23 protein-coding genes are annotated in these 19732 nt (G+C 58.1%); 11 read left to right on the plus strand and 12 right to left on the minus strand.

Annotated features, from left to right (window positions below; genetic code table 11):
• Positions 1–121: 121 nt before the first annotated feature.
• The 5 genes from AC2FI7_RS01320 to rpiA all read right to left on the minus strand — a co-directional run bounded on the left by AC2FI7_RS01320 (position 122) and on the right by rpiA (position 4701).
• Positions 122–316, minus strand: coding sequence for a DUF2065 domain-containing protein (locus AC2FI7_RS01320; protein ID WP_010439218.1), 195 nt, complete (start codon positions 314–316; stop codon positions 122–124).
• Complete coding sequence (gene hflC, locus AC2FI7_RS01325) at positions 316–1212, minus strand: protease modulator HflC (RefSeq protein WP_010439217.1); 897 nt, start codon at positions 1210–1212, stop codon at positions 316–318. Before hflC ends, AC2FI7_RS01320 begins: the two co-directional genes overlap by 1 nt.
• The gene (gene hflK, locus AC2FI7_RS01330) at positions 1212–2354 is read right to left on the minus strand and encodes an FtsH protease activity modulator HflK (RefSeq protein ID WP_010439214.1); all 1143 of its coding nucleotides are present in this window, start codon (positions 2352–2354) and stop codon (positions 1212–1214) included. The genes hflC and hflK overlap by 1 nt, the downstream gene beginning before the upstream one ends.
• 72 nt (positions 2355–2426) lie before the next feature.
• On the minus strand, positions 2427–3785 hold the full coding sequence (gene gor, locus AC2FI7_RS01335) for a glutathione-disulfide reductase (RefSeq protein WP_010439212.1): 1359 nt from the start codon (positions 3783–3785) through the stop codon (positions 2427–2429).
• Between the two features lie 130 nt (positions 3786–3915).
• A complete protein-coding gene (rpiA, locus tag AC2FI7_RS01340) occupies positions 3916–4701 on the minus strand; it encodes a ribose-5-phosphate isomerase RpiA (protein WP_010439210.1) in 786 nt (261 codons plus the stop codon).
• A 167-nt stretch (positions 4702–4868) separates the two neighbouring features.
• Here rpiA and AC2FI7_RS01345 point away from each other — a divergent pair, with 167 nt between their 5' ends.
• From AC2FI7_RS01345 to AC2FI7_RS01360, 4 genes are read left to right on the plus strand one after another with little or no spacing between them, the layout of a single operon-like run.
• Positions 4869–5570, plus strand: a complete 702-nt coding sequence (locus tag AC2FI7_RS01345) for a glutathione S-transferase family protein (RefSeq protein ID WP_010439208.1) — start codon at positions 4869–4871, stop codon at positions 5568–5570.
• 1 nt (position 5571) lies between these two features.
• On the plus strand, positions 5572–6945 hold the full coding sequence (locus AC2FI7_RS01350) for an L-serine ammonia-lyase (protein WP_010439206.1): 1374 nt from the start codon (positions 5572–5574) through the stop codon (positions 6943–6945).
• A 26-nt stretch (positions 6946–6971) separates the two neighbouring features.
• Positions 6972–7388: a GFA family protein gene (locus tag AC2FI7_RS01355; protein WP_083828997.1), complete on the plus strand. Its 417-nt coding sequence runs from the start codon at positions 6972–6974 to the stop codon at positions 7386–7388.
• Between the two features lie 45 nt (positions 7389–7433).
• Positions 7434–8348 carry a DMT family transporter gene (locus AC2FI7_RS01360; RefSeq protein ID WP_010439202.1) on the plus strand — a complete coding sequence of 305 codons (915 nt, stop codon included), beginning with the start codon at positions 7434–7436 and terminating at the stop codon, positions 8346–8348.
• Here the strand turns inward: AC2FI7_RS01360 and AC2FI7_RS01365 are convergent.
• Complete coding sequence (locus AC2FI7_RS01365) at positions 8293–9000, minus strand: thiamine diphosphokinase (protein ID WP_010439199.1); 708 nt, start codon at positions 8998–9000, stop codon at positions 8293–8295. The genes AC2FI7_RS01360 and AC2FI7_RS01365 overlap by 56 nt on opposite strands.
• Before the next feature lie 120 nt (positions 9001–9120).
• On the opposite strand from AC2FI7_RS01365, the gene AC2FI7_RS01370 reads away from it, so the two are divergent.
• Positions 9121–10857, plus strand: coding sequence for a hypothetical protein (locus AC2FI7_RS01370; RefSeq protein ID WP_496815566.1), 1737 nt, complete (start codon positions 9121–9123; stop codon positions 10855–10857).
• A 225-nt stretch (positions 10858–11082) separates the two neighbouring features.
• On the opposite strand, the gene AC2FI7_RS01375 is transcribed toward AC2FI7_RS01370, so the two are convergent.
• The 6 genes from AC2FI7_RS01375 to nthA all read right to left on the minus strand — a co-directional run bounded on the left by AC2FI7_RS01375 (position 11083) and on the right by nthA (position 15112).
• Complete coding sequence (locus tag AC2FI7_RS01375) at positions 11083–11352, minus strand: hypothetical protein (RefSeq protein ID WP_010439195.1); 270 nt, start codon at positions 11350–11352, stop codon at positions 11083–11085.
• A gap of 390 nt (positions 11353–11742) precedes the next feature.
• Complete coding sequence (locus AC2FI7_RS01380) at positions 11743–11985, minus strand: DUF2842 domain-containing protein (RefSeq protein WP_496815567.1); 243 nt, start codon at positions 11983–11985, stop codon at positions 11743–11745.
• Positions 11985–13277, minus strand: coding sequence for an adenylosuccinate synthase (locus AC2FI7_RS01385; protein WP_010439192.1), 1293 nt, complete (start codon positions 13275–13277; stop codon positions 11985–11987). Before AC2FI7_RS01385 ends, AC2FI7_RS01380 begins: the two co-directional genes overlap by 1 nt.
• 220 nt (positions 13278–13497) lie before the next feature.
• On the minus strand, positions 13498–13827 hold the full coding sequence (locus AC2FI7_RS01390) for a nitrile hydratase accessory protein (protein WP_010439189.1): 330 nt from the start codon (positions 13825–13827) through the stop codon (positions 13498–13500).
• The gene (gene nthB, locus AC2FI7_RS01395) at positions 13824–14501 is read right to left on the minus strand and encodes a nitrile hydratase subunit beta (RefSeq protein WP_496815568.1); all 678 of its coding nucleotides are present in this window, start codon (positions 14499–14501) and stop codon (positions 13824–13826) included. The genes AC2FI7_RS01390 and nthB overlap by 4 nt, the downstream gene beginning before the upstream one ends.
• Positions 14498–15112, minus strand: coding sequence for a nitrile hydratase subunit alpha (nthA, locus tag AC2FI7_RS01400; protein ID WP_029621743.1), 615 nt, complete (start codon positions 15110–15112; stop codon positions 14498–14500). The genes nthB and nthA overlap by 4 nt, the downstream gene beginning before the upstream one ends.
• A gap of 151 nt (positions 15113–15263) precedes the next feature.
• Here nthA and secG point away from each other — a divergent pair, with 151 nt between their 5' ends.
• The 6 genes from secG to AC2FI7_RS01430 all read left to right on the plus strand — a co-directional run bounded on the left by secG (position 15264) and on the right by AC2FI7_RS01430 (position 19630).
• Positions 15264–15632: a preprotein translocase subunit SecG gene (gene secG / locus AC2FI7_RS01405; protein ID WP_010439184.1), complete on the plus strand. Its 369-nt coding sequence runs from the start codon at positions 15264–15266 to the stop codon at positions 15630–15632.
• Between the two features lie 160 nt (positions 15633–15792).
• Positions 15793–17436 carry a CTP synthase gene (gene pyrG, locus AC2FI7_RS01410; RefSeq protein WP_010439182.1) on the plus strand — a complete coding sequence of 548 codons (1644 nt, stop codon included), beginning with the start codon at positions 15793–15795 and terminating at the stop codon, positions 17434–17436.
• A 102-nt stretch (positions 17437–17538) separates the two neighbouring features.
• Positions 17539–18315, plus strand: coding sequence for an isocitrate lyase/PEP mutase family protein (locus tag AC2FI7_RS01415; protein ID WP_010439180.1), 777 nt, complete (start codon positions 17539–17541; stop codon positions 18313–18315).
• A 71-nt stretch (positions 18316–18386) separates the two neighbouring features.
• Positions 18387–18680, plus strand: coding sequence for a DUF1330 domain-containing protein (locus AC2FI7_RS01420; protein ID WP_010439177.1), 294 nt, complete (start codon positions 18387–18389; stop codon positions 18678–18680).
• A 41-nt stretch (positions 18681–18721) separates the two neighbouring features.
• Complete coding sequence (locus tag AC2FI7_RS01425) at positions 18722–19171, plus strand: tellurite resistance TerB family protein (RefSeq protein ID WP_010439176.1); 450 nt, start codon at positions 18722–18724, stop codon at positions 19169–19171.
• A gap of 21 nt (positions 19172–19192) precedes the next feature.
• Positions 19193–19630: a tellurite resistance TerB family protein gene (locus AC2FI7_RS01430; RefSeq protein ID WP_010439172.1), complete on the plus strand. Its 438-nt coding sequence runs from the start codon at positions 19193–19195 to the stop codon at positions 19628–19630.
• Positions 19631–19732: the final 102 nt, after the last annotated feature.

Below are 19732 nucleotides of genomic sequence, written 5' to 3' on the forward strand. Positions count from 1 at the left end.
CTTGTCGACACTTCTTTTGCGGGCAACCAAAGATCACCCTTCTTAGCAACCAATGTAGTCAGTTTGGCCAAGCCCGCAACTCGGGATCGCGGGGAAATCACCGGTGCGTGAAACCATCGCATCAAAAACCGACCTGATATGCGCCCCACAATAGGATCAAACCGCTGACGACACATAGCAACCCGGCCAAACGCCGCGCCTGTTCAGGCAGGGTGCGCAACGCTTCCAGCATACGTTCAATAAGCGAAGGGGCCAGCGCATATGCCAGCCCCTCAACGATCAACACCAGCCCAAAGGCCAGAAGGATCATACCCATTACTCGGAAGCCGCAGCGGCCGGCGCCCGACGTCCGGTCGGCGAAGCAAGGTAGTTGAAGAACTCTGAATCCGGGCTCAGGATCAACGAACTGTTGCCGCCTTGCAGGGCGTTTTCGTAAGCTGTGAGCGACCGGTAGAATTCAAAGAACTCCGGATCGGCACCGTAGGCTTCGGCAAAGATCGAGTTCCGTTCGGCATCCGCTTCACCGCGAATGATTTCAGCCTCGCGATTTGCGTCGGACACCAGTTCAACCACGGTCCGGTCGGCCTGCGCGCGTACACGCTGCGCCGCCTCGTTACCACGGGCACGTTCGTCAGTGGCTTCACGTTCACGTTCGGCCTTCATCCGGTCAAACGTCGCTTCGAGGTTCGCCTGCGGCAGATCGGTGGCTTTCAGACGCACGTCGATCACGTTAACGCCCAGCGCCTGCGCTTCGGCAATCGCACTGTTGCGGATTCGCAGCATCAGCGCAGCACGATCCGAGCTGAGGATATCACGGGACGATACCGAACCCAGAACCTCACGCGTTTCAGCGCGCAGGATACGGTCCAGGCGATCCTCGGCAACCGGGATGCCACCGACACCGACAGCCTGACGGAACTGGTTCAGGTCCGAAATCCGGTAGCGCGCGAAGGCGTCAACCACCAGACGGCGATCGTCCAAAGGCGTAACCTCTAGCGGCTGCACATCGATCGACAGGATGCGGTCATCGTAGCGCACCACTTCCTGAATCAACGGGATTTTGAACGCCAAGCCCGGCTCTTCCTTCACTGCAACAACGCGGCCAAATTGCAGAACCAGCGCGCGCTCGCGCTCATCCACGATGAAGATCGAGGACAGGATGCCGACGATTGCGACGAATACGATCGGCAGAATGATTGTCGATTTACGCATCAGTTGCTCTCCCCTGCAGGGCTACGGCGCAGTTCATTCAGCGGCAGATACGGGACGACGCCCTGCCCTGATCCTGTGGATTTTTCATCCAGAATGATCTTGTCAACATCGCCCAGAACCTGCTCCATCCGCTCCAGGTACAGACGTTTGCGGGTTACATCCGGCGCTTTGGAGTACTCTTCCAAAACCGCACTGAAACGACTGGCCTCACCCATTGCGCTGTTGATCTGCTGGGCACGATAGGCTTCGGCCTCTTCCAGAACCTGAGCGGCTTCACCCCGCGCTTCGGCCAGAACGCGGTTGGCATAAGCATCCGCCACGTTCTGCAACCGGTCGCGTTCCTGCGCGGCGGCCTGAACATCACGGAACGCGGCAATCACGTCCTGCGGCGGGTCGGCTTTGTCGAAGTTCACACGGACGATGTTCACACCTGAATCATAGCTGTCCATTGTCGCCTGAATCAGTTCCTGCAAACGGTCGGCAATAATGCCACGATCCCGGTTCAGGATTGGTGCGAGCTCGCTTTGCGCGATGATCTCACGCATGGCCGATTCCGAAACGGCACGGATCGTCTGGCGCGGATCGCGCAGGTTGAACAGATATTTGGCCGGGTCGTTAATGTTCCAGACGACCTGATAGTCAATATCGACCACATTCTCGTCCCCGGTCAGCATCAGACCATCGTCGCTGCCGCGGGCACCACCCATGTCTTCGTTTTGTTCGCGGGTGACCGGAATCACTTCTGCGGTGACAAGAGGCCAAGGCGCGAAATTCAGACCTGGATTTCCAACAGCCGAGAATTCGCCCAGAAACAGCTCAACAGACTGTTCTTCGGGTTTAACGGTGTAGAAGCTTGCCGCAGCCCAGAGACCTGCTGCCACCAACACACCAATTGCAATTGTACCCTTGGTAAATGCCGGACCACCGCCGCCGCCTTTGCCATTGGTCCCTCGGCCACCGCCGCCGCGACCGCCCATTAGGACGCGCAGCTGCTCCTGGCCTTTTTTCATCAGCTCGTCGATCTCGGGGATCTGCGGGCCGTCGCCTTCGGGGGGCTTGCGCCCGTCCCCGTTGTTACCCCGATTTCCTCCGCCTCCGGATGAGCCTCCGCCCCCCCAGGGGCCGCCGCTGTTGCCCGCCATATGTATCTTTTCCCTTATATTGGACCGTGTGATCACGGGTTCCCTTGTAACGTGTGTGCGCGCGCTTGCAAATCAAGCCGTGCGCACAGGTTGCCGCATTGTCACCAGTTCTTCGGCCATCACCGGGTGAACTGCAACGGTGCGGTCAAAATCTTCTTTGGTAGCCCCCATTTTCACGGCAATTCCGGCCAGCTGGATCATCTCACCCGCCCCCGGAGCCACAATGTGACAGCCCAGCACCTTGCGCGTCGCCTGCGATACGATCAGCTTCATCAGAACCTTCTGCGAGCCACCTGCAAATGACTTCTGCATTGGTTTGAACGAAGTCGTGTAAACCTCGATTGATTCCTGCGCAGCCGCCTCTTCTTCGCTGAGGCCTACAGTGCCCATTTCTGGCTGCGTGAAGATCGCGGTTGGGATCAGTTCGTGGTCCACCGGGGTCGGGTTGCCCTTGAAAACCGTCTCAACAAAGGCCATGCCCTCGCGGATCGCAACCGGAGTCAGGTTCACCCGATCCGTCACGTCGCCAATGGCGTAGATCGATGGCACGCCGGTCTGGCTGTATTCATCTACGATGATCTCGCCCTTGCGGCCGCGTTCGACACCCAGCGCCTCGAGCCCAATATCATCTGCATTGGGTGCGCGGCCGGTGGCATACATCACCACATCGAACTGATCTTCACTGCCATCGGTGGCTTTGACACGGATCTTGTCGCCAGCTTTGGTCATTTCGACCACGTTGGTTTCCAGACGCACATCAATGCCGTTCTGGCGCATCTCGTCGCAGATCAGGCCGCGCGCTTCTTCGTCGAAGCCGCGCAAAATCTGAGGTCCACGATAGAACTGGGTAGTCTTCACCCCTAATCCGTTCATGATGCCGGCAAACTCACTTGCAATATAGCCGCCACCCACAATCAGGATGTTTTCGGGTAATTTTTCCAGATGGAATATCTCGTTTGAGGTGATCGCCAGATCCGAGCCGGGAAACTCGGGCACAACCGGACGCCCACCCGTGGCGATCAGGATGTGCTTGGCGGTCTTGCGCGTCCCGTCAGCAAGTTCAACCGTATGCGGATCGACCACACGGGCCCTCTGATCAAAGCTTTCGACACCGTTGTTTTTAAGGATGTTGCGATAGACGCCCTCCAAACGGTCCAACTCAGTCACCAACTTGCCATGGAATAAGTTCCAGTCGAACCCACCGGGCCGAATATCCCAACCGAATGCCTGAGCATCTCCGACCATCCCAGAAAATTCGCTGGCAAAAACCATCAACTTTTTGGGCACACAGCCGCGGATCACGCAGGTTCCGCCGTAACGATCCTCTTCTGCCAGCGCCACTTTGGCACCAGTCTCACCCGCAGCTACACGCGCCGCGCGTACACCACCCGAGCCACCTCCGATGACGAACAGATCATAGTCAAAGCTCATACATACGTTCCTTTGCTTGCCGCGTGGCTAAAATTCAGTGGATATCTGGGCGCAAAATTCAAACTGCCAACCCCTGAGCGCTGAAATATCAAGATTTCATCAGATACCCGCCGCGCTATCTGACCCGACCTTAATCTGCCAGATCGGAGAACAGGTTGTCCCCACCCTCGCCCAGCATGTTGGTCAGCACGGTGCCTTCATTGAGGTCGCGCAGTTCAACGCGCCCGTCACCATGGCCGACGATTACTTTGTCGCAAATGTCGATGAAGAGACCGTTCTCGACCACGCCGGGGATCTGGTTCATCACCAGCGCCAACTGCCGCGCATTTCCGATCCGTTTGAGGTGCAGGTCCAAGATGTGATTGCCCTCATCCGTGACCTTAGGGGCCTCGCCATTCATCCGCAAAGTAACCGACGTGCCCAGCACATCCATCGTGTCCAGCGCCTCTTCGATCAGCGTGCGGGTGGTTTGCCAGCCGAACGGGATCACCTCAACCGGCAAGGGGAACGCGCCTAGCGTCTCGACCTCTTTGCCGGCGTCGGCGATCACTACCATCTGGTCGCTGGCCGTGGCCACGATCTTTTCCTGCAGCAGCGCAGCACCGCCGCCCTTAATCAGATTGAATTCACCATCGAATTCATCCGCGCCGTCTATGGTCAGGTCCAACCATCCAGCCTGATCCAGCGAGATAACCTCGATCCCCTCTTCCCGCGCCAATTGCGCGGTCGCGGTCGAGGTCGGAACGCCTTTGATCGACAGACCTTCGTCGCGCACCCTCTCGCCTAGACGGCGGACCAGCCACGCGGCGGTCGACCCGGTCCCCAGGCCCACGCGCATTCCACTTTGGACAAGATCGGCGGCACGGCAGGCCGCAACATATTTTGCTTTGTCGATGGGCGACAAATCCTTGATCATGGCAGCTTCCCCTCAGAATATTGACGGACTTATAGGGAATGCCCCGCGCAACTGCGAGAGGCAATTCACTCGATCGCAGCGCTAACTTAACACTTAACGACGAGTTTCCTATAGGAAACGTCGTAATCGATCACTATACTGGTCGCCAGACACTCTAGAAAGACGTCATGGAATCGACTTATCGCCTTCACTATGCCCCCGACAATGCCTCGCTGATAATCCGATTGGCATTGGAAGAGATGGGCTTGACGTATGAGACGGCGCTGGTCGATCGCACACGTAACGCACAAGACAGTGCCGCTTATCGGGCACTGAATCCCAATGGGCTGATTCCCGTATTGGAAACACCACAAGGACCAATTTTCGAGACTGCCGCAATCCTGTTGTGGCTGGCCGACACGCACCGACAGATGGCCCCCGCGCCCGAAAGCGCCGATCGGGCGGCGTTTCTGAAATGGCTGTTCTTTGCCTCAAACACGTTGCATGCCGATCTGCGCATCCTGTTCTACGCTGAGAAATACATTGACGCAGCACAGGCTGAAGCGTTGCGTGCCGGTATTCGCCCCAGATTGCGCCAGCATCTGAAGCGGCTGGATGATTTGGCCCAAGACGCGCCCGATTGGTTCAACACGCAGGTGCCCTCGGCCCTGACCGTCTATGTCGCCTGCATGATGCGCTGGATGGCGCTTTATCCCGCCAAGGCTGACCGCAGTTGGTATCAACTGGCCGACACACCCTATTTGCAAAAGATACTGCATCAACTCGAATTTCGCCCGGCAACCCGATCGGTCATCGCCGCCGAGGGTTTGGGGGCGACGCCGTTCACATCTCCAACCTACGCCACCCCTCCAGAAGGCTCAGCTACCTGACATGTTTCTCTCAGTTTTCGATATGTTCAAAGTGGGCATTGGCCCATCGTCGTCACACACCATGGGCCCTATGGTTGCCGCCGCACGGTTTCTTGATCTGATGCGTGCATCACCGTTTGAATTTGCGGGGTTGCGCGGCTCATTGCATGGATCGCTTGCTTTCACCGGCGTCGGCCACGCGACTGACCGCGCTACGATCCTTGGTCTCGCCGGGTTCGTGCCCGACACGTATGACAACGATAAGGCCGAGGCCGCGCTGACGCAGATTTCCGATACGCATACGGTAACCCCAGAAGGGTTGCCTACGCTAAGCTTCGATCCTAAGGCCGATCTGATATTTGACTACGACAACAATCTGCCCGGCCACGCCAACGGCATGATCCTGATGGCCACTGACGCACAAGGCGATGTCATATTGCGTCAGGTCTATTATTCCATTGGTGGCGGCTTTGTCCTGACCGAAGAAGAATTGGCCGAAGGCAAAGCAACCGACGAAGGTGCGCCTGTTCCCTTCCCGTTCAAATCCGCGGCCGAAATGCTGCAGATGGCCAAGGACAACGGCAAAAGTATCGCTCAGATGAAGCGCGAAAATGAAATCGCGCGCGGTTGCGCGGATAGCTTTGCCAAAGGCACGGCACGTCTTTGGCAGGTCATGAATGACTGTATCGAGCGCGGCTTGAAAACCGATGGCATCCTACCCGGTGGCCTTAGCGTGCGCCGCCGCGCCAAGGGGATCCACGATGCCCTGCTGGCCGAACGCGGCATGAACCTGAACGCGCCGCATACGATCAACGACTGGATGAGCGTCTACGCGATGGCCGTGAACGAAGAAAACGCCGCCGGTGGGCAAGTCGTCACCGCACCTACCAACGGCGCGGCAGGCGTGCTGCCTTCAGTCTTGCGTTATTACCTCGATCATGTCCCCGGCGCGTCCGAAAGCCATGTCGAGGATTTCCTGCTCACCGCGGCCGCCATCGGCGGTCTGGTCAAGTTCAACGCCTCGATCTCGGGCGCCGAGGCGGGCTGTCAGGCAGAGGTCGGAAGTGCCTCGGCCATGGCTGCCGCCGGCATGTGCGCTGTGATGGGTGGTACGCCCGAGCAGGTGGAAAACGCCGCCGAGATCGCGCTCGAACATCACCTCGGCATGACATGCGACCCAGTCGCGGGCTTGGTGCAGGTGCCTTGTATCGAACGCAATGGCCTTGGCGCGATCAAGGCCGTTTCGGCCGCGTCACTCGCCCTGCGCGGTGACGGTAAGCACTTCATGCCCCTAGACGCGGCCATTGAAACCATGCGCCAGACCGGCGAGGATATGCACGCGAAGTACAAGGAAACCTCATTGGGCGGGCTGGCCGTCAACGTGCCGAACTGCTGATCTGACAGCAAGAAAGAGCGGGTGACATGCGCGGACATTGCCTATGCGGCAAGATCGGATACGAGGTTGATCCTCCGGTTCTGTCCTGTGTCACCTGCCATTGCGATAGCTGCCGTCGCCAATGCGCGGCCCCGATCACCACCTATTTCGGGGTGCGCGATGGCAATTGGCGCTGGACCGGAGAACAACCGAGAAGGTTTAACTCCTCCCCCGGGGTCGAGCGCAGCTTTTGCCCCCATTGCGGCACACCGATATCCTTCCGCTCGACAGTAATGTCGGATGTGATGCACCTCTATGTGGCGACGCTAGAAAACCCCGAGGCGCTGACCCCGACTCTGCATGTCGCGCACGAGGAAAAGCTAAGCTGGCTTCAACTCAATGACGGCCTGCCCACCTGCGTTGGCCCGGATTATACCAAAGTCCAACCCCTGCCCGACGCCTGAGATCAGAGCTTCCCCCTTTGATGCGAAAACGCTAGCGTCGCGCACATGACTCAGGATCGTCCCGTTTTTGGCATCGTATTGATGCTCGGCTTTTGCGTGCTCGCTCCGCTTGGTGACGGGATGGCGAAGCTGTTGGGCGAAACCATTGCTCTGGGTTTGTTGGTTCTGGTGCGGTTCGGCGTGCAAGCGATGATCCTGATCCCGCTCATCGCTGTGACCGGCAAGCCATGGCGGATGACACCAAGGGTCCTGCGTCTGACGATGGTCCGTACGCTGCTGCACATTGTTGGGATCGCGGCGATGTTTACAGCGCTGCAATATATGCCGCTGGCCGATACTGTCGCCATTGCTTTTGTGATGCCGTTTATCATGCTGCTGCTGGGCAAGTACGTTCTTGGCGAACAAGTCGGCCCGCGCCGCCTGATTGCCTGTGTCGTGGGTTTCATCGGCACTTTGCTCGTCATCCAACCTAGCTTTGCGCAGGTTGGCGCTCCTGCGTTACTGCCTTTGATCGTCGCCGTGGTCTTTGCCCTGTTCATGCTGGTCACACGCCAGATCGCCAAAGAAACAGACCCGGTTGCGCTGCAAGCGGTATCGGGGGCTATGGCGACAGCTCTCTTGTTGCCGATCGTCTATGTGGGCTCTCAGGCTGGCCTGCCCGCCATGTCATTGACGATGCCCAAGGGTGAAACGCTTTGGCTGCTGCTGGGCATCGGCGTGCTCGGCACCGTGGCACATCTTCTGATGACGTGGTCGCTGCGCTATGCACCGTCCGCGACCCTCGCCCCGATGCAATATCTTGAAATTCCTGTTGCCACCCTGATCGGCTGGTTGATTTTCCACGACCTGCCCAACGGGCTGGCGGCGATCGGCATCGGCATCACCATCTCCGCGGGGCTTTATGTCATCCTGCACGAGCGGGCCAATGCCCGGTCTGGCCCGACAGAAACGCCTGCATGACCTGATCCAACGCGGTGCGCGGCAGGATCGCCAGCAGACCAGGCGCGTCCACCTCAAGTGCAAGTGCACCCAGCGCCCGGTTCGAGGTTCCGACCCGCCCGTCCGGTTCAAGCACCAAATCGTTGATCGGCCATTCAAGCCCATCGCTGCGCCCGGTCACCCGTCGCAAAGGGAACAGAGAAACGGTATCTCCGGCAGTCAATTCCAGCCGGATCTGGGGAGGCGCGTGAAACACTATCTCGCGTGCCCCTAACAGGATACAGGGCCGGTCCTGCAAACGAACGAGCGTATTGAACGCGACCAACTGATGATCAACCCGAGCGCCCAGAAATCCCGCTGCCAGGACGACCGGGGCAATGACATTTCGAAGGGCTTTGTCGAAATCGGTGCTGTTCTGTTCGGATATTGGATGCAGCCGATCAGCCGGTATCTGCGCGCGATGACCGGATGAAAGCGAATCGAAATCGCCGATCACCGCATCCGGAATTCGACCCGAATCAATCAACGCGGCAGCGCCCCCATCCGCTGCAACAGCGCTTTTGACGCGATTCAGGACCAGACTCACATCTTCAGATGTGATTTCCCCCCCGCCAAACAGACCGATTGGCATTTCAGCCTGAACAATCACCCCAGATTCCACAAGATTGACCATAATTCCCGGTTTTGGACATAATGAAACCACAAAATGGTAGCTTCATGACTAGAGTTTCGAGTCGATTGCTGCTGCTGTGTCTGGCGATCGGCCTGGTAGTTTGTAAAGGACATGCGTCTGATGGTACAGAACAACAAGGTACTTACCGTTTCCTACGGAACCTTTTCATGCACGCTCGAAGGCTTCGACGATTCATTTGAAACGATGAAAGCCATAGCCGAGTATTTCCGAGATCTCGCGGCGGACGACCGCTATTTTGGTTCTGAGCCCCCTCAGCCCGATGCCGAGATGCTGACCCGCATAGCCCAGCGCGATGTCGCACGAAAGGTAGAAGCCAGTCAGAACGACAGCGGTCTGCTGCTACGCGCGACCGAGACCGACGCCCCTGCAGTACCGACCCCCGCTGCACCTGCAGTACCGACCCCCGCTGCAGTCGCGAGTGCGCCTGAGCCTGTACCTGTTCAGACCACCGATGTTGTTCCCCCCGCCCCTGCGCCCGTCGCGGCACAATCCGCTCCTGCAGTGGACAGCCCAGCGGCCGACAGTATTGCGGCCAAACTCCAGCGCATCCGAGCTGTGGTTTCGCATTCCGAAGAAGTCTCCCCCGGCTATTCAGAGGACGAAGACTCCAGCTATCTTCAGCCTGTGAAGCCAAAGGTTGATGCCATCTCTGCCGCCTTTGAAGCAGGCGCACTGGATCCCGCCGACTTGCAGGAAGCAGAAGAGGATACCTTCCCTGCGCCCAAGCCCGAGCTGGCTGCCGAACCGGAACATGTCGACGAGTTAGCCGAAGCACAGGCCGACGAGGCGGCTCATGTTACGGAACCAGAAAGCTCAGATGAATTGGTTGAAGAGACCTCAGATGAAACGGTAGAGGAGACCTCCGACGATCTAAGTGCATTGGTCGCTGCCGCGGAATCGGCGGATGAAGCTGAAGAAATCGGAGCGTCGGAACCTGCCACAGCTGATGTAACGGAAAACGACGTTCTGTTTTCTGATCTGGATGATGAGGCCCCAGAAGTCGAGGAAGAAAACCCATCAAACATTCTAGGCGATGAAGCCAGTAGTGTTGCCTCTGAGGCAATGACCGGAATCGAGCACGGCATCATCTCGGTCGAGGAAGAAGCGCTTTTGTTGGATGAGATCGCGCTTGTTGAATCCGAACTCGAAGCAATTTCTGAAGCCGATGTGCCCAGTATTTCTGGACCAGATGAGGACGTCTCGCGCCTAATGGACGAAGCAGATGTTCAGCTGGACGATCCCGCTACCAGCGATCAGCGTGAAACCTACTCGCACTTGCGCGCTGCGGTCGCCGCGACCGAGGCCGAACGCGAAGCCGTAGGCGACAAGACAAAGACACCCGAAGATGATTTTCGCGGCGATCTGGCCTCAGTCGTCAATCCACGTCGTCCCGCGGTTGAAGTCACCAGCCAGCGCCCGACCCCAGAATCGGCCGCCCCCTTGAAGCTGGTTGCCGAACAGCGCATCGATACCGAGAATGCCGATACTGGCCCTGTTACGCCGCGCCGGATCACTTCAACTGATGAAGACACGGGTGAAGAAGAAGGCGGATTTGCCACTTTCGCACAGGAACAGGGCGCCCAGTCGCTGCCTGATCTGCTTGAAGCTGCAGCTGCCTATCTGTCCTTTATCGAAGGTCAAGAGCAGTTCTCGCGCCCGCAACTTATGAACAAGGTCCGCTCGCTTAAGCAAGATGCGTTTAATCGCGAAGAAAGCCTGCGCTCCTTCGGTCAGTTGCTTCGCGATGGCAAGATCGAGAAAGCTGGAGGTGGTCGATTCGCTGCCTCAACCGACATCGGCTTCCGCCCCAATGACAACGAACGCGCTGCGGGCTAGGTCCCAGCGAATCCATTACCCCCCTCGAGTCGTAGTAGGGCCAGAGGATACTCTGGCCCTAATTCTTTTAATAGCGCGGCTTCGGCGCGACCAACCAGATTAGAATAATAAGGCCAACGCCACGTAGGGGCCGGTCAGGATCAGATCGATCAATTCACGTCCATCTTGAAACACAACATCCAGATGGCGGCACCCACCGGCGACGCTGATGCCAGGTCGTCATTTCTAGTTGGCTTGTGCCAGCGCCTCCCACTGTAACTCTGAACCATAACCAAAGCCGCCAATGTTTCCTATTGCGGTGACACTCCATCGATCGTTCAGAGCACGACTGTAGCGCGCTCCAACCAACGGGTCAGTCCAAGTTTGATCCGCGCTGAATGTGCGAACCAGCACCGTGGTTGAGACATCAAGATCCCAATGGCGCAGCCCGGCAATCGCTTCCAGCCGCGACTGTTCATCTTCATAAACCGCGAAACCGGCCCCCAGCGATGTCATGGTGCCCTCAAGCTCTCAACTGGCGGCGTTGTTAGATGGTCCGATGGAAACATAGTCTCCTAGGTTCAGGTAGTTGAACTCGCATCCAATGGACCATCCGCCATTCCGGGCCTCGCCTACAATCAGAATTGCCCCCTTTGAAATATTGAAGATCGAGGTATCCCCGTTCACCGGCGGGTTCGGCCCCACTTCAAGGGAGGTCCTGAATTCCAGCCCCCCAAAAAGGGTGCGACCGTGTAGCTCCAGTCTCCAGCCTGAGCGCCGTATGCGACACAAGACGCGGCGAACGCCGCGAAAAGCCCTTTGTTCATGCCCTAACCGCCCTTACCTGCAACGCGTTTAAGCTGCAGTCAGCGTGCCTCGCGAATGACGCACCGGCAGTCGGAAAGTCTAATTTTGATCCTGATCTGGGTCTTCTTTACCCACACCACGAAAGACAAACTTGAAGGGTAATGCCCATAGAATGCCCAACGCGACATAGACCAAAAGCTCCGGCCAGATTGGCGGGCGGTCCAGCCAGTTCACGATAGTCACAACCGCAACGATATAGACTGGCAACCCGACCAGCAGCAGTACCAGAGACCAGCGCCGCCGTGCTTTGTAGCTAAGGCCAGGCTTGTCGCTACCGCTCATCAGTCTGCAAACGGGTCGGTAACCAGAATGGTATCCTCCCGCTCCGGGCTGGTGGACAATAGGGCAACCGGGCAATCGATCAGTTCCTCGACCCGGCGCACATATTTGATTGCGTTGGCTGGCAGATCAGCCCAGCTGCGTGCACCTTCGGTTGATTCGCTCCACCCCGGCATCTCTTCGTAGATAGGAGTGCATCGCGCCTGTTGGTCGGCGGCTGTCGGCAGATAGTCCAGACGTTTGCCATCCAGCTCGTATCCAACGCAGATTTTCAGTGTCTCGAACCCATCCAGAACATCCAATTTGGTCAGCGAAATGCCGTTCACACCGCTGGTCGCGCAGGTTTGGCGTACCAGACAGGCGTCGAACCACCCGCAGCGTCGCTTGCGACCCGTCGTCGTTCCGAACTCATGTCCCCGTTCGCCCAGACGCTGGCCATCTGCATCGTCCAACTCGGTGGGGAATGGCCCCTCACCCACGCGGGTCGTGTAAGCCTTGACGATGCCCAGAACGAAGTCGATCGAGCCCGGTCCGATTCCGACGCCCGTTGAGGCCTGGCCTGCAATCACATTTGACGATGTCACAAACGGATAGGTCCCGAAATCAATATCCAGCAACGCGCCCTGCGCGCCTTCGAACAGGATACGCTTGCCCGCCTTGCGCTTCTCATTCAGCACCTTCCACACCGGTGCTGCGAAAGGCAAAATTTGCGGCGCGATCTCTTTCAGCTGCGCGATCAACGCGTCCCGATCAATCGGATCAAGCCCCAAACCATTGCGCAGCGCGTTGTGATGGACCAGCGCCCGATCCACCCGGAGCGCCAGCGTTGCGTCATCGGCCAGGTCAGCCACCCGAATTACGCGACGCCCGACCTTGTCTTCATAACACGGACCGATCCCGCGACCGGTTGTCCCGATCTTGGCGACTGAATTCTGGCTCTCGCGCGCACGATCTAACTCGCCATGGAACGGCAGGATCAGTGGGGTGTTTTCAGCAATCATCAGCGTCTCAGGCGTGATATCAACGCCTTGGGCACGGATTGTTCCGATCTCTTTGATCAGGTGCCAAGGATCAAGAACAACACCATTGCCGATCACACTCAGCTTGCCGCCGCGCACCACGCCCGAAGGCAGCGCGTGCAGTTTGTATACCTCGCCCTCAATGACCAGTGTGTGCCCGGCATTATGTCCACCCTGAAAACGCGCGATCACATCTGCACGCTCGCTGAGCCAGTCGACAATCTTGCCTTTTCCTTCGTCACCCCACTGGGCGCCGACAACAACCACGTTGGCCATATCCGGTCCTTTTGCGCTGAATAATCAAACCTGGCTCATATAGCGAGGCACAGACGGCAGGGAAACCGATATTTCGCCGCAGTTGAAAATCGCGCTGCGCGCGATGCCTCCGGCGGAGGTACTTTGGGCCAGATGAAAAACGGATCCCCTGCTTCATCTGGCCAAAAGTACCTGGGGGGAGCCGCCCGGACGGGTGGCGGGGGCAGAGCCCCTTCTGCTTTTAGCGTAAGTGTACGGGGTGACCGTGGGGTGTTGTCAGATAGGCCTCTTCCCATGCATTGCGAATATCTTGGACATCATCAGTGGGTGCTTTTCCCTGCTCAGCCAGCAGCGCCTCCAAGGTCTCCAACCAAGCGTGAAAGTAATCGTCACCACCATCCAGTTCTTTTTTGAGGCCGTTCCGTTTCAAAGTAATGGAAAACCGCTCTGCCCAGTCCGACCAATCAAACCGGCCCGCTTCGTTCAAAGCTACGGTGACTGCAAAAACCTGCGCGTGCCAGGGCTCGGCGAAAATCGGCTCCGGGGCCGAATGGGTGATACAATCGCTCATGCGGGCTCCAGATAAGATTGCCACAGATCCAATACGACCTCGTCTGATGGATGCTCAGGATTTGCCCAAAGCTCCGAGGTGGAAAACGCGACGGCGTAAAGCGGCTCAGGGGCCTCACCCAATTCATGGGCGTTGGAATCCGGCAGCACATGGGTGCCATGCAATCTGAGAATGCGACCCTTTGCGCCCGAGGCATAGGCCGGAAGTCGGGTGTGGCCGCCCTCAACCAGGCGATTTGCGCTTTGGCCCAGAGTTCGGACGGCTTGCCCGGTTTCAAACCGAACTTCGACGTTCGACGGGCGATCCGCGGGTCCACCTTTGGCCAAAGCGTCCGCGACTGCCTCAGCCTTCAGGGTGCGCTCTGCCAAAGGATGGTCACCATCCCGGTCCACACCGCGCAAATCTTCAAGCGTCAGGACACCCTTATCGACCAAAAGATCGGCTAGACCGGATATCCACTTCTCATAGTAGGAAAACCGCGCGTAGTCTTTAGGAGACAGTTTTTCACGCGCGTGGCGTGAGATATCGATATTCCATTGCCCCAGAAATCCCGCAGCGAGTGTTACCGCCAGCGCCCGACCGTGCCAGTCTTCTGCAAAGACCGGAGCGTCCTCAGCCTCCGGTACAACCGAGCCATCGCCAAAACGCCCTCCCATGTCATGAATCCGCGTCATGATGGCACCTTGGGCAGCCCGGTGCCGATCATACTGTCACGGATGACCAGCGCAGCGAGTTCTTCCTCACTCAGCCCTTCGCTGCCCTCGGGGCGCATCGGCAGGACAAGATAGCGAATCTCGGCGGTCGAGTCCCACACCCGTACGGATGTATCTTCGGGCAGCGTCACGCCAAATTCGGCAAGAACCTTGCGCGGTTCGCGTACGGCACGGGCGCGGTAGGCATCGGATTTGTACCAACCCGGCGGGATACCCAGCAGCGGCCACGGGTAACAACTGCACAAGGTGCAGACGACCATATTATGCTGTTCAGGCGTGTTCTCGACGACCACCATGTGCTCACCCTGTCGGCCGTAATAGCCCAGATCGGCCACGACCGAGGTGGCATCCTCCAGCAGCGCGGCTTTGAAATCGGGATCACTCCAGGCCTTGGCAACGACATGCGCGCCGTTCTGCGGGCCAATCTTGTTTTGATAGGTGTCGATGATTTCATCTAACGCCGCCGGATCGATCAGCCCCTTGCGGGTCAGAATCGTTTCAAGCGCCTTGACGCGAAGCGCGGGTTCAGGGGGCAACAGAGCGTGCGGGTGGTCGTGATCATCATGTGGCATGGGGCGCAGCCTGCGCGACAGAACGGCGCTCTGTCCAGTCTCTTTGGTGTGATATGAAACATCACCGCACGTGATGCCAACTCGTGACTTGCCCCCAGCATCAAACTTGCATAAGTACCACGCGATACACGCCACGCTGTACAGGACCACCATGGAAAACGTCGTTCTCATCATCCACCTTCTTCTGGCTTTGGGCCTGATTGTCGTTGTGCTGATGCAACGTTCCGAAGGCGGCGGCCTTGGCATGGGTGGCGGTGGCGGCGGGGCCATGACGGGCCGCGCGGCAGCGACCGCTCTGGGCAAGCTGACTTGGATCCTGGCTGCGTGTTTCATCGTAACCTCGATCACGCTGACGATTTTGGCCGCTCAGAAATCTTCGGGCAGCTCGGTGATTGATCGTTTGGGCGTACCTGCTCCGGCACCGGCTGAGGAAAGCGCTCCGGCGGTTCCATCTGCGGATGAACTGCTGCCGCCAGCACAAGGCGACAACGCTCCGCTGATCCCGCAGGCTGCCGACTAAGCCACAAAACCTAGAAATTCATAGGGGAACTGCAACAGCATCTTGCGGTTCTCTTGCGCTATGTGCGCGAATCCTTTATATGTGAAGTCCCGTGATGCAGCGGTTTTTTGTAAGCCGCCGGGCAGCTGATAATGACGTCTCACGGGAGCAGCCGAACAACATGGCGCGTTTTATATTCATCACTGGTGGTGTGGTTTCATCCTTGGGCAAAGGACTGGCTTCGGCGGCTCTGGGCGCGCTGTTACAGGCCCGAGGGTATTCGGTGCGTCTGCGCAAGCTGGACCCCTACCTGAACGTTGATCCGGGCACGATGTCGCCGTTCGAACATGGCGAGGTGTTCGTCACTGATGACGGGGCCGAGACCGATCTGGACCTTGGCCACTATGAGCGATTCACCGGCGTGGCCGCACGCAAAACCGACTCGGTCAGCTCGGGACGGATTTATTCCAACGTGCTCGAGAAAGAGCGCCGTGGAGATTACCTCGGCAAAACCATTCAGGTGATCCCGCACGTCACCAATGAGATCAAGGACTTCATCGCCATTGGCGAGGATGAGGTTGATTTCATGCTCTGCGAAATTGGCGGAACCGTGGGTGATATCGAAGGCCTGCCCTTCTTTGAAGCCATCCGCCAGTTCAGCCAAGACAAGCCGCGCGGTCAGTGCCTTTTCATGCACCTGACGCTGCTGCCCTACATCAAAGCCTCGGGTGAACTGAAAACCAAACCGACCCAGCATTCGGTGAAAGAGCTGCGCTCGATCGGTCTTGCGCCTGACATTCTGGTGTGTCGCTCGGAAGGACCGATTCCGACGAAAGAACGCGAAAAGCTGGCCCTGTTCTGTAACGTCCGCCCCGATAGCGTTATTGCAGCGCAGGATCTGTCCACCATCTATGACGCCCCGCTGGCCTATCACCGCGAAGGTCTGGATCAGGCGGTTTTGGACGCGTTCCAGATCAGTCCTGCCCCCAAGCCCGATCTGGCCAAGTGGGAAGACGTCAGCGACCGCATTCACAACGCAGAGGGCGAAGTGAAGGTCGCGATCGTCGGCAAATACACGCAGTTGGAAGACGCTTATAAGTCGATCGCCGAGGCGTTGACGCATGGCGGCATGGCCAACCGGGTCAAGGTCAAGGTCGAATGGGTTGATGCCGAGGTGTTCGATACCGAAGACGCCGCCCCCCATCTCGAAGGTTTCCACGCCATCCTCGTCCCCGGAGGGTTTGGCGAACGCGGCACTGAAGGCAAGATCAAGGCTGCTCAATACGCCCGCGAGCACAAGGTGCCCTATCTGGGCATCTGTCTGGGCATGCAGATGGCGGTCATCGAAGCTGCACGCAATGCGGCGGGAATCACCGAGGCCGGGTCCGAGGAATTCGACCACGAGGCCGGAAAAAAGCGTTTTGAGCCCGTTGTTTACCACCTCAAGGAATGGGTGCAGGGCAACCACAAGGTCGAGCGCAAAGTCGGTGATGACAAAGGTGGCACCATGCGTCTAGGCGCCTATAACGCCGTCCTGGCCGAAGGCTCCAAGGTCGCAGACGTCTATGGCAGCACCCAGATCGAGGAGCGCCACCGACACCGCTATGAAGTTGACATCAAGTACCGCGACAAGCTGGAAAAAGCCGGCCTGAACTTCTCGGGCATGTCCCCTGATGGCCGTCTGCCCGAGATCGTCGAATGGTCGGATCATCCATGGTTCATCGGCGTTCAGTACCACCCGGAACTGAAATCCAAACCCTTCGATCCGCACCCCCTGTTCCGCGAGTTCGTGCGCGCCGCAAAAGACACCTCGCGTCTGGTCTGATCACGGACCGATAACAGTATTGTACCCCTCGGCGCGAAATATCTTTACGCGCCGACCAGTTACACGGTTAACTGCCGCCATAGCAGCGACAGGAGACCGGCCATGACCAACCAGATTACCCAAGCAGAAACTTTTGCCGCACTGCATAAGAAGGGCGATCCGGTCATCCTTTACAATATCTGGGACCCCGGCAGCGCCGCCGCTGTGCGCGATGCGGGGGCCAAGGCACTAGCGACCGGCAGTGCTCCGGTCGCGATGGCACAGGGGTTTTCGGATGGGCAGAACATCCCCTTTGATGCGGCGCTGGACAACGCCCGCCGCATTGTTGAGGCGGTCGATATCCCGGTTACGATGGACCTTGAAGGCGCCTATGCCGAAGATACTTTCGGCATATCGGCCAATGTCAAACGCGCGCTGGAAACCGGCGTAATCGGCTTCAACTTCGAGGACCAAATTGTTGGTACTAAAGAGCTTTATGACACTGAAACCCAAGCCGCGCGTGTCGCCGCCATGCGCGAATCTTGTGATGTTGCGGGTGTGCCTGCTTTCATCAACGCCCGCACCGATATTTTCCTAAAGGCGGCTCCGGAAACGCATAACCAGGCGATGCTGGATGATGCCATGGCCCGCGCCAAAGCCTATGCCGATGCTGGTGCCAGCGGCTTCTTTGCACCGGGACTGAAAGACGAAGCGATGATTGGCCAGCTTTGCGAGGCCACCGACCTGCCGGTCAACATCATCGCCCTGCCCGGCACGCCGGTTACGCCAACGCTTGCAAAACTCGGCGTGGCGCGGATCAGCTATGGCCCGGTGCCTTATCGGCAAATGATCGCTTGGCTGCAGGACAAAGCACGCGAGGCGCTGCAGACAGGCGGTTGATCCACTTTTAAGGGATTGCATTTTATGCGGTTCCTCCGCACCTTGCATCAGATACCAGCGGAGGAATTGCCGTGGCCAGAGGTTATTGGGTCGCCCATGTCGATGTAGACGACATCGAAACCTACAAATCGTATGTCGCTGCCAACGCGGCCCCTTTTGCCGAATATGGCGGCAAATTTCTTGTGCGTGGCGGTGAAAGGACCGAGGTCGAGGGCAAAGCCCGAGCCCGTACAGTCGTGATCGAGTTTCCCAGCTATGAACAGGCCCTAGCCTGTTATGAATGTGCAGGATATCAGGCCGCCAAAACCCTTCGTGAACCGGTATCAACCGCCGATCTTGTGATTATTCAGGGCTATGAGGGCTAGCACCGCTTGGCGCACCTCGAATTACGGAATATCTTGACCTCATGTTGAAAAAATTCTTCCAGGCCTTCCGGCCTCCGCAACATGACAAGTTGCCCGATCCTGATGCCGAACTGGCTTTGGGGGCGCTGCTGGTGCGCGTGGCACAGGCCGATCGCGACTATAAGCTGGAAGAGATCAGCCTGATCGACCGCATCCTTGCGCGTCTCTACCAGCACAACGCGATCGAGGCCGCCAAGGTCCGCGCCACTTGCGAGAAGCTGCACGCAGCCGCCCCCGAAACCGACACGTTCGGCAAGCTGATCCGCGAAACCACCAATCTGAACGAACGTCTGGCCGCTCTGGACGCGCTTTGGGAGGTGGTGCTGGCCGACGGCAATACGGATGAAGGAGAAGTCAAGATGGTCGAAGAAGCCCGCATTGCCATGGGTCTCAGCTTCAACGACAGTAAGGCCGCACGCGAACGGATACAAAGCCGCTTGGAAGCGACCTAAGCAGCCTCTATATCTTTGACCATGTTCAGTGATTTCCTGTCCCGGCTCACGCAGCCGCAGCCCGACCCGCTTGTCGAAGATGACGCCCGTCTGGCCCTCACCGCCTTGTTGGTGCGAATTGCACGATCCGACAATGACTATGCCGATACCGAAATGGCCCGGATCGACCGCATCTCGGCTGAACGTTTTGGCCTGTCCCCGTTCGAAGCCGCCTCCCTGCGCGCCTGTGCTGAAGATCTTGAGGCAGAAGCCCCCGACACCGTCCGCTTTACCCGCGCCATCAAAGAGGCCATTGCCTATGATGATCGCCTAGCCGTGGTGCAGGCAATGTGGTCGGTTGCATTGGCAGATGGACACCGCAGCGGAGAAGAGGATTCGCTGCTGCGTCTCGTCGTAAGCCTGTTGGGTGTCAGCGACGTGGATTCGGCACTGGCACGGCAAAAAGCAGCCAAAGCCTGAGCCAATTGCAGCACAGCCAAGCGAAAAGCCCAACTACGAAGCTGCTGGATAATTTTACCTGAGCTGAGAAAGCTTGATGTCGGCTTCGTGTCCAATCTAGAC

It is taken from the genome of Ruegeria sp. YTSA064 (assembly GCF_059610325.1).